The 8,409-nt window shown below is 34.4% G+C and carries 14 protein-coding genes and 1 pseudogene; 4 read left to right on the forward strand and 11 right to left on the reverse strand.

Features of this window, described 5'->3' with window-relative positions; all coding sequences use genetic code 11:
* Positions 1 to 49: 49 nt before the first annotated feature.
* A complete protein-coding gene (locus ABDZ63_RS08750; protein WP_343783176.1) occupies positions 50 to 403 on the forward strand; it encodes a winged helix-turn-helix transcriptional regulator in 354 nt (117 codons plus the stop codon).
* Positions 404 to 419: 16 nt separating this feature from the next.
* Here the strand turns inward: ABDZ63_RS08750 and ABDZ63_RS08755 are convergent, their stop codons facing one another.
* Positions 420 to 1,088, reverse strand: coding sequence for a hypothetical protein (locus ABDZ63_RS08755; RefSeq protein WP_343783177.1), 669 nt, complete (start codon positions 1,086 to 1,088; stop codon positions 420 to 422).
* Between the two features lie 88 nt (positions 1,089 to 1,176).
* Here ABDZ63_RS08755 and ABDZ63_RS08760 point away from each other — a divergent pair, with 88 nt between their 5' ends.
* A complete protein-coding gene (locus tag ABDZ63_RS08760; protein WP_343783178.1) occupies positions 1,177 to 1,428 on the forward strand; it encodes a phospholipase in 252 nt (83 codons plus the stop codon).
* A 113-nt stretch (positions 1,429 to 1,541) separates the two neighbouring features.
* On the opposite strand, the gene ABDZ63_RS08765 is transcribed toward ABDZ63_RS08760, so the two are convergent.
* Positions 1,542 to 2,543, reverse strand: a complete 1,002-nt coding sequence (locus tag ABDZ63_RS08765) for an LLM class flavin-dependent oxidoreductase (RefSeq protein ID WP_343783179.1) — start codon at positions 2,541 to 2,543, stop codon at positions 1,542 to 1,544.
* Positions 2,544 to 2,825: 282 nt separating this feature from the next.
* Complete coding sequence (locus ABDZ63_RS08770) at positions 2,826 to 3,605, reverse strand: DUF4198 domain-containing protein (RefSeq protein WP_343783180.1); 780 nt, start codon at positions 3,603 to 3,605, stop codon at positions 2,826 to 2,828.
* A gap of 137 nt (positions 3,606 to 3,742) precedes the next feature.
* Between ABDZ63_RS08770 and ABDZ63_RS08775 the strand changes: the two genes are divergently transcribed.
* Positions 3,743 to 4,000, forward strand: a complete 258-nt coding sequence (locus ABDZ63_RS08775; protein WP_343783181.1) for a DUF1292 domain-containing protein — start codon at positions 3,743 to 3,745, stop codon at positions 3,998 to 4,000.
* A 7-nt stretch (positions 4,001 to 4,007) separates the two neighbouring features.
* On the forward strand, positions 4,008 to 4,385 hold the full coding sequence (locus ABDZ63_RS08780) for a hypothetical protein (RefSeq protein ID WP_343783182.1): 378 nt from the start codon (positions 4,008 to 4,010) through the stop codon (positions 4,383 to 4,385).
* A gap of 292 nt (positions 4,386 to 4,677) precedes the next feature.
* Here ABDZ63_RS08780 and ABDZ63_RS08785 read toward each other — a convergent pair whose 3' ends face one another.
* From ABDZ63_RS08785 to ABDZ63_RS08820, 8 genes and pseudogenes are all read right to left on the reverse strand, one after another.
* On the reverse strand, positions 4,678 to 4,902 hold the full coding sequence (locus ABDZ63_RS08785; RefSeq protein ID WP_343783183.1) for a hypothetical protein: 225 nt from the start codon (positions 4,900 to 4,902) through the stop codon (positions 4,678 to 4,680).
* A 54-nt stretch (positions 4,903 to 4,956) separates the two neighbouring features.
* Positions 4,957 to 5,178, reverse strand: coding sequence for a hypothetical protein (locus ABDZ63_RS08790; protein WP_343783184.1), 222 nt, complete (start codon positions 5,176 to 5,178; stop codon positions 4,957 to 4,959).
* Positions 5,179 to 5,223: 45 nt separating this feature from the next.
* A complete protein-coding gene (locus ABDZ63_RS08795) occupies positions 5,224 to 5,640 on the reverse strand; it encodes a YdcF family protein (protein ID WP_343783185.1) in 417 nt (138 codons plus the stop codon).
* Positions 5,559 to 5,852: a YdcF family protein gene (locus ABDZ63_RS08800; RefSeq protein ID WP_343783186.1), complete on the reverse strand. Its 294-nt coding sequence runs from the start codon at positions 5,850 to 5,852 to the stop codon at positions 5,559 to 5,561. Before ABDZ63_RS08800 ends, ABDZ63_RS08795 begins: the two co-directional genes overlap by 82 nt.
* Before the next feature lie 61 nt (positions 5,853 to 5,913).
* On the reverse strand, positions 5,914 to 6,405 hold the full coding sequence (locus ABDZ63_RS08805) for an HAD family hydrolase (RefSeq protein WP_343783187.1): 492 nt from the start codon (positions 6,403 to 6,405) through the stop codon (positions 5,914 to 5,916).
* A gap of 271 nt (positions 6,406 to 6,676) precedes the next feature.
* On the reverse strand, positions 6,677 to 7,351 hold the full coding sequence (locus ABDZ63_RS08810; RefSeq protein ID WP_343783188.1) for an HAD family hydrolase: 675 nt from the start codon (positions 7,349 to 7,351) through the stop codon (positions 6,677 to 6,679).
* A 42-nt stretch (positions 7,352 to 7,393) separates the two neighbouring features.
* Positions 7,394 to 8,095, reverse strand: a complete 702-nt coding sequence (locus tag ABDZ63_RS08815) for a Type 1 glutamine amidotransferase-like domain-containing protein (protein ID WP_343783189.1) — start codon at positions 8,093 to 8,095, stop codon at positions 7,394 to 7,396.
* A 20-nt stretch (positions 8,096 to 8,115) separates the two neighbouring features.
* Positions 8,116 to 8,409 (reverse strand): annotated as a pseudogene (locus ABDZ63_RS08820) (hypothetical protein); the annotation flags it as partial.

The following is an 8,409-nucleotide window of genomic DNA, read 5'->3' on the forward strand; positions in this document are numbered from 1 at the left end:
CTTTTATGAACCATAGTATACCAAAAGATACTATAAGGAGTGTTCCTCAATGGAAGAACGTCAAGTAGAATTATGTCGTGTTGAAGATGCTTTAAGTATTCTAGTCGGCAAGTGGAAACCGATTATATTATTACACCTTTTACATGAAGGTACTCACCGTTTCAATGAACTTAAACGTAAATTACCGGGGATTACACAGAAAATGCTAACGAAACAACTGCGTGAATTAGAAGCAGAAGATATTGTAGAACGCACAGTTTTTCCTCAAGTTCCGCCAAAAGTAGAGTATTCGATCAGTGAATACGGTCAAACCTTAGAACCGATTTTAGAAGCAATGCACGAATGGGGAACGAATCACACACTTAGAAAGAGACAAATAGAACAAAATAAGGATGAACAATAAACTGTCCATCCTTGTTTTACACTAATTCTTTATTTAAATAATGTAATAGATCCGTTAATGATGCGTATTGTTCATCATTAATCACATCATAATACTGGAATATCGGTGTGTAACTCTTGGTTAACCTTTCATTCACCGCTTCTAGATCTTTCTCAATATCTTCAATTGACTTCTTATATTTATCTTGAATTGGTAAATCAGTATACTCGCTTGCAAATTGAACTTCACTTTTTGCAATCGTGCCATTAAAATGAGGCGCCTTTGCCTTTATATCCTCTAGAAACAAAGTATGATCACTTATAATTTCGTTATGACTATATACTCTTACCGTTAAATCTAAAGTATCATTAACCATTAACTCTGCTCTTCTTTGTCCTATTGATGCAACGATAAACACATTACTATCAGAAATCTGAAAATCTCGTTTATAAAAATACTCCTTAAATTGTTGAATGGCCTCTTTCACTTTTTCAAACTTAATTTTTTTATAAGTTGTCGACTCATTCAAGCTTTGATACCCCTTGTTTAATTGTTTATAGGCCTTTTTAAGATTGCGATCTAATTCGTTCAATGCTAAGTCAGTATGAATCATCTCTTTAGCTTCATCAAAGAACCCCATTGACTCATCCCCTTTCTTACTAATAATTACGATTGGTATATTGTTGATATACATGACAAATTTCATTTTTATAGGTATTTTCTATAACAATTAAATCACTTATATTCATATACATAGATTATTAGATTGCCAATTGCTATAAGGAGGGATCGCAATGGGGTTTTGTCTTTTGGGGTATCGTTATTGTGGACCGGGCTGTAGTGGTCCAGGTGCTCCTGTCAACCGGATTGACCGAGCATGTAAAGCGCATGATGATTGCTATAGAAGAAGAAGTCATTCAAAAAAACAATGTGATGAAGCATTTATTCGAAGGCTTGATCTTATAAAACAGCAATCAAATTATGAGGGTCGCCACGCTCGATTAATTCGAGATGTCATGAGTATTCGTCTAAAATTTTATTGGTAAACTCATAAAGTCATTCTGAGATAATTAATTGTAATAATAGAAAATCCGAACGATTCATCATATAAGTGAACTCGTTCGGATTATAGCACTACGATACCGACTATTCTTAACTTCTATTTACCCTCTACAACCTCTTTTAATATCTCATATGAACGCTTTTGTTTATCGCGGTCATAAATGTAAGTAATTGCCATAATTTCATCTACATCAAATTGTTCTTGAAAACTAGTTAATTGTTTCTTCACTGTTTCTTTGCTACCTATTAATGAAGCGCTAGTCATTGAATCGACAATTTGCTTTTCAGAACCTTTATAGTATGCCTCTATATTGTCAATTGGAGGACTAAGTGGCTTTTGGGTACCTCTTACAACATTGAGGAAAAATTGCTCTACTGTTGATTTTTCACGAATGGCTTCTTCATCTGTTTCTGCTGCAATAACATTTAAACAGACCATCATGTATGGCTCATCCAGGTACTGTGAAGGTTCAAATTGTTCACGATAAATCTTAATCGCTTCACGCATGTGACGAGGAGCAAAATGTGCAGCGAATGCATAAGGTAATCCTAATTTAGCCGCTAGCCTAGCTGAATCAGTTGATGAACCTAAAATGTAAACAGGAATATTTGAATCAACACCTGGGTATGCTTTTACAAACCCTTGATTCTCTTGTGGTCCAAAATACTTTAAAATCTCTTTAACGTCATTCGGAAAGTCATGAACAGAATCATGCTTCGAACGTCTGATGGCACTAGCTGTTAATTGGTCTGTACCAGGCGCCCGACCTAAGCCTAAATCTAATCGACCTTTATAAATGGTCTCCATCGTCCCAAACTGTTCTGCTACAATTAGCGGTGAATGATTAGGAAGCATGACACCACCAGACCCTACGCGAATTTTTTCCGTATATTCTAATGTATGTTTCATTAACATCGTCGTTGCTGAACTTACCAAAGTCGAGGTGTTATGGTGCTCTGCGATCCAATAACGTACATAGCCCATCTCTTCTGTTACTTGAGCTAAATCAACCATTGCATCAATGGCATCTTTGGCATTTTCTCCTTCTCTAATTGGTACTAAATTTAATACAGATAAAGAAATGTCTGTTTTAGTCATATTGCATAACCCTTTCTTGATTGCTAGAAAATATAAACTTTGTCCTACCTACTACATAATTACAAAAAAGCAAGTTATTCTTTATTTAATTCAAATCAATCTTATCAGTTTCATATTTAAATTTGAATCAATTTGCTTTATCAGCATAATAATGCTCCTTTAATAATAAATTATATAAATTTCCTTTTATATGGAATACTATTAATCTATTAAACCATTTATGAAGGTGGTTGGTCTTACTCATCTCCTTACCTAGCCCACTTTTCTGAGGGCTAGGTTGATTTAATCATTCTTTTCTTGAACAACAAAAGTCATTGTTGCTTCATATTCAACTCCTTCATCTTCTAATTCTGCACGAATTAAGTAATAATCTGCTTCACCTGCTTCCCAACCAAATTTTCCGTTTAGGTCTGTTTCTAGCTGGATGTCAGCTGAATCACTTCTTCTAATCACAGAAACGTCCTCATCTTCAACTGGTTCACCATTTAATATTAATTGAGCTGTAATAAATTCCCCTGGTGTAGTGACGACAGGGTTAAACATCGGTACAATTTCTGCTCGGTCTGAGGTGACAGGCTGTTCATAACCCGTCATCTCTTCCACTCCTTCTATTGTTGGGGTTTCACTTGCTGCTACAAAAGCTTTTGCTGTTCTAACTCTTGCTTCTTCCTGATCGCCATATTTAAAATCCCCTTTTGCCGTAACAGTATAAATACCGTCTTCATCTGTTTTAAACGATCCATTGTAAAAGTTATTTAACCCTGCTCGGTCATCATCAACTTCTGAAACCTCTCCCATGTAATAAAAATCACTTGTCATATCATGTTCCTTTTCAGACGGAGTTTTTACGATCACTTTCGTATCTTGAATTCCCCATTTACGGTCAATTCTATAGCTAGTATGCTGATCTGAATGATTTCCAAAATAAAGCTCCGTGTACGCTTTTTGACCTTTTTCAACAATTGGTGTATTTATTTCCACCCATCCATTATGCGCCGAAACGTTTACGACAACAAACAATAACGCCAATACACTTAAGCTTGTTGCAATCAGGTATTTCATAATCATCACCTCAATAGTTCAATTTCTTTTTTTAGCGTTCCAAAATCCTTCTTTTTTAACCGCCATAAAAACAATATTCATAAACTACATTTAATAAGAAAGACTATAAGTAAATGATTGATTCAGGAGGCACTAATATGAATGAAGGACACGAAGATATTATTACTATTTATGATGATGATGGTAACGAAAAAGAATTCTCAGTAGCAGGAATGTTTGATATGCATGAAGAGTCTTATGCTTTATTAAAAGATGAAAATGAGATCTTTGTTATGCGCGTTGAAGAAGAAGGTAATGATCAATATTTAGTTAAAATTAACGACCCAGATGAGAAAGCTTCGATTTTAGAAGCTTATGAAGTAGCAACAGAAGCAGAATTCGACGAGGAGTCCTAAGGCCGATATGAGTAAAAGGATCATTGAAGCAATCCCACGAGAGATAAGGGAGAAATACCACAACGAGATTGAAGGGGTAAAGTTTACTAAAAATTTTCGCTCCATGACTTGTGAAGAGTGGTATATTTTCTTACCTTCTTATAGAGAACCAAACACTAAAGGAGCAGCAGGGAAAGCGATCATTCATTATAACATCTTCGACAATAAAGAAGTGTTTATTAATACGACTATAATATTTGAAGACCCCGCCTTATCTGATCCTAAACTTCATTCTTTCATATATTTATTATGTGATGAAATTGTGAATCGACTGGTTGGTTATGCTGATACGTTATTATCCGTTCACGCAGGGGAGAATTCGTATAACGCTGAATATAGAGAGTAGAGATTGGGGATCACTCCTTCTCTACTCTTTTTAAATTTAGGTATGTCAACATTAAATTAATGCTCTCGTATGTAAACAGCCATTCCAAGGCTCCCGTAAGTAATTTCTTGCCAACACCACGACCTTACTCAGTTTCTTTAACAGTAAAAAAATCAATACTACCATCACCAAATTCAGGCTCTGCCTCGACATAAATATACCCAATGAGAATACCGTCGTTAGTCTTTATAAAAACTCTCTTATCTTCATCTAAACGTTTGATAATCTGTTGATTACTATAGTAAGCGCCAGATTATGCTTCGTCACGAAGTTGTTTCATATCGTCGTAATACTTTGGGGTCATGTCTTCAATGGAATCACCCTTCAGTTCATGGCGATCATTGTGTTTAAAAGTTAATATTGATTCATCACTATGCTTTTCAAATGATACATCTTTGGCAAATTGACATGCTCGTTCATTTTTCAAATTCGGAAACATTTCTAACGAATCAATTTCATTTGTAAGCAAATCTGTCATCTCATTCCACATGTCCAAAACGATATCCTACTTACTCGGAACTATGAATGGCCCCTATATTTCGGCATTACTATTTTCAAAATCTGCGTCAAAACCTAATACACCTACTAATTCATTACCTTCATACGGCACAATGAAGCTATCCGTATAATTAATATCATCCATATCATTTTTCATACAATCTACAATTTCGTCTTGTTCTTTTCCACAAAAGCCAATATGTGACTTCATGATGATTAAGCTCTGCGATAAAATGAGATATTTTACCGAGTTCATCTTGATTAATGATCCTTATTTCCATCATAAAATCCTCTTCCCTCATTAAAAATGGTGAGACTCTGTTAAATCAACATAATCATCTACAATCACACCTTTTTTAACATAATCTATTAACTTACTAGTTTCAGATTCTACTTTGGATCTACCACAATCCGTCTTAAACCAATTATCGATTCTCGATGTACGATCATTCACAGCACACAAGGTAAATTCAATCCAACCAGGCATGTATGTCTTTAGGGTTAAATAAAGTCTGCGCATATGAAAAGCTGTCGTCACGACGATTACACGCTTAATATTATGTAAATCAAATGCTCGATCTAAAACTAGCATCGAAGATAATACATTTTCTTTCGTATGTAGTGATAAGTCTTCAACTAAAATGTCCTTCTCAGGGACACCTTGTTCAATAGCTTTTTCTTTAAGAAGTGTGACTCTGGCAAACTTGAACCTTCCCAAGTCACACCTCCTGAGAATAGAATTCTCCCTGCTCTACCTTCTTGATACAACTGAACAGCTATAGGTAAACGGTACTGCACAGCTTTACTACTCCCTGGAACAAATATTAAATCACCATTCTCAAAATCATCTTCTATGTTTTCAAATAAGAACTCTGTCATTTGTAAATCAGTAAGTTGGTCAGGTTCTAGCTGGGATATTTTAATTAACATAGTTCACCTCAATGTTTAATTCAAAATTTTACCCTTATGTACTTCGTGAAGTATGCATACTTTAAAATATATTTAGAAGTTCTGCAAAGTCTTCAATAACATAATCATATTCACTTACTTCACCAAAACCATACTTTGCATAGACAAATGGTATTCCAGCATATCGTGCTGCTTTCAAATCACCATTTGTATCCCCAACATAAATTGCATCCAATAAATTATTCCTCTCGATCATTAATTTAATATTTTCCCCTTTTGATAGCCCTGTTCTTCCTGGGTTTTCATAGTCTAAAAAGTATTCTTCTAGTCCGTGATACTTATAGAAAGCTTCTATATATCCATCTTGGCAGTTACTCACAATATATAATTTATACCTTTGTGACAGTTTTTCAATTACATTTACCACGTTTTTATATAAATGACCACCTTGTTGTTCTAAATAAACGTTTTCTTGTTCACAACATTCTTTTAATACTTGTTTTTGTACCTCTTCATTCAAATTTGGGAACAACTTTTCACCTAATTTGCAGGCCCATTGTTTCCTTAAAATCATCCTTTGTTAATTCTTTATTGATCTCTTCGTTTTGTTTGATTACATTATTCCAAGCGATTAATACAGTATCTCTTGAATCCCATAAAGTTCCATCTCAATCAAAGATTATACTGTCCATTTTATAAAGCCTCCAAAACTATAACAGAATATTATGTCCACTTAATTTTAACACAATATTCCAAGAATTGATCAATAAAAAAACGACCAACCTTGTTGATCGTCTACGAAAATTACTCTTCTATCTTTTAGCAATTTTCAAACTGAAAACTTATTAAATATAATTTAACAAACGATCAAAAGAATAGACCTCAGCATAAGGTTTAATTTCAGTATTATTCTGGATCTGATGAGGGTTAAACCATATACCGTCTATACCTGCATTTTGACAGCCACCAATATCTTTTTCTATGTGATCTCCAACGAACAATACATCTTCAGGTGGTACACTAAGCTTATTTAATGCTATTTCAAATATGCGTTTGTCAGGTTTACTGAACCCTACTTCTTCAGAGATAATGATAGTTTCAAAAAATTCATTTAAATTAGTGTTATTTATTTTTGCGTTCTGTCTCTGAGTTGAGCCGTTTGTTATAATCCCAACTTTAACTTGCTTCTTTATATTATTTATCGCATCGATCATGTTTTGGTTTATAGAAAAACAACGAGGGAAATGATGATCCCAAAAACCTTGTATGTCATTGTTGTTTGGCAAAGGATATTTAGGTGGGAATTCATCGAAAAAAGGTTTTAGAACCCGTTCTTTATCACCATTTCCATACCCTATTACATCATGCTCTTTAAACCTCTGCAGCATGTGTTTTTTTGCTAAAGGCGTAACATTCTCATAACACTGTTCACTAATAATCGAAAACAACTGATCTACTGCCTGATCTCTATTAAGTAATGTGTCATCCAAATCAAATAACATTGCTTTATAAATTTTCATATATGCCCCCTTAAACCGTAAACTTCCAATGTTGAATCTGGCTTAAAAGCTATTTCCCAAATATTTAGTCTCTATTTCAACCTCTTTAACTATCTTATCAAAATATACTTTATAAGCCTTGGAATTTGGCCTCGAACTTACGACTTTACTTACTTCTTGATCAATATAATGAAGAGCGACACCATCATCAGTAGCAAAACCTGATTTTACTTTACCCTTAACTACAAGCTCGTGATAAGAAGGTCTTCTATTTTCTTCGCCATCATAATGAGGGCAATTACTTCCTTTTAAGAACCCTAAACACTTCAGTGGTTCGAGCTTATCTCCAAATGAATCAGAAACCCCTTCTTCAAACCAACAAATGGAACCTGCACTGATACCTGCTAATACTATTCCTTGTTCCCAAGCCTTTTTTAAAATCGCATCTATTCCCCATTCTTTCCATAAGATCAGCAAGTTTTTGGTGTTACCACCACCAACATAAATGATGTCTTTCTCTAATAGAAAGCTTTCCAAGTCTCTTCTAGGTGGTTTAAATAGTGATAGATGTGAAGGTTTACAATTTTGTTTTTCAAAGAAGTTATAAAACCTTGATATGTAGTTTTCTGAATCTCCACTAGCTGTAGGAATGAAACAGATCTTGGGGGTTATTTTATTTGATTGATTAAGTACATATAAATCTAACAACGGATTTTCTGGCTCCATAGAGAAACCACCGCCTCCAAGAGCAATTATTTGTTTCATCAACTTACCTCCCTCCTGTTTTATGTCTTATACGTTTGGCTATTTGTTACAGTCTCTATTATATCTTCAATAGATCCAATACATTTCTCTACTTCAGATAAATGATAAAACGTACTCGTAGTTTCAAGGTCATTTACTTCATCATTGGATGAGTATAGATAAATTCTCTTTCCTTGTCCAAGTGCTATACCAAACTCTATGTGACTACCTTTCCCTCCTGGTAGTAAGACAATAATGAAATCTGCTTGTTTATAGTAATCTAAAACTGACCCAGAATCGCAATTGAAAACTGACCCAAAGTAATAGAAAATTAC

It is taken from the genome of Alkalibacillus silvisoli, from assembly GCF_039521975.1.
GTDB classification, from domain to species: Bacteria; Bacillota; Bacilli; order Bacillales; family Alkalibacillaceae; genus Alkalibacillus; species Alkalibacillus silvisoli.

Bases quoted from the DNA above. Each gene is read 5' to 3' on its own strand.
- ABDZ63_RS08765 (WP_343783179.1), bottom strand. From the start codon at position 2,543: ATGACTAAAACAGACATTTCTTTATCTGTATTAAATTTAGTACCAATT.
- ABDZ63_RS08760 (WP_343783178.1), top strand. From the start codon at position 1,177: ATGGGGTTTTGTCTTTTGGGGTATCGTTATTGTGGACCGGGCTGTAGT.
- ABDZ63_RS08785 (WP_343783183.1), bottom strand. From the start codon at position 4,902: ATGACAGATTTGCTTACAAATGAAATTGATTCGTTAGAAATGTTTCCG.
- ABDZ63_RS08805 (WP_343783187.1), bottom strand. From the start codon at position 6,405: ATGATTTTAAGGAAACAATGGGCCTGCAAATTAGGTGAAAAGTTGTTC.
- ABDZ63_RS08770 (WP_343783180.1), bottom strand. From the start codon at position 3,605: ATGAAATACCTGATTGCAACAAGCTTAAGTGTATTGGCGTTATTGTTT.
- ABDZ63_RS08775 (WP_343783181.1), top strand. From the start codon at position 3,743: ATGAATGAAGGACACGAAGATATTATTACTATTTATGATGATGATGGT.
- ABDZ63_RS08780 (WP_343783182.1), top strand. From the start codon at position 4,008: ATGAGTAAAAGGATCATTGAAGCAATCCCACGAGAGATAAGGGAGAAA.
- ABDZ63_RS08790 (WP_343783184.1), bottom strand. From the start codon at position 5,178: ATGAACTCGGTAAAATATCTCATTTTATCGCAGAGCTTAATCATCATG.
- ABDZ63_RS08800 (WP_343783186.1), bottom strand. From the start codon at position 5,852: ATGTTAATTAAAATATCCCAGCTAGAACCTGACCAACTTACTGATTTA.
- ABDZ63_RS08815 (WP_343783189.1), bottom strand. From the start codon at position 8,095: ATGAAACAAATAATTGCTCTTGGAGGCGGTGGTTTCTCTATGGAGCCA.
- ABDZ63_RS08750 (WP_343783176.1), top strand. From the start codon at position 50: ATGGAAGAACGTCAAGTAGAATTATGTCGTGTTGAAGATGCTTTAAGT.
- ABDZ63_RS08810 (WP_343783188.1), bottom strand. From the start codon at position 7,351: ATGAAAATTTATAAAGCAATGTTATTTGATTTGGATGACACATTACTT.
- ABDZ63_RS08755 (WP_343783177.1), bottom strand. From the start codon at position 1,088: ATGAAATTTGTCATGTATATCAACAATATACCAATCGTAATTATTAGT.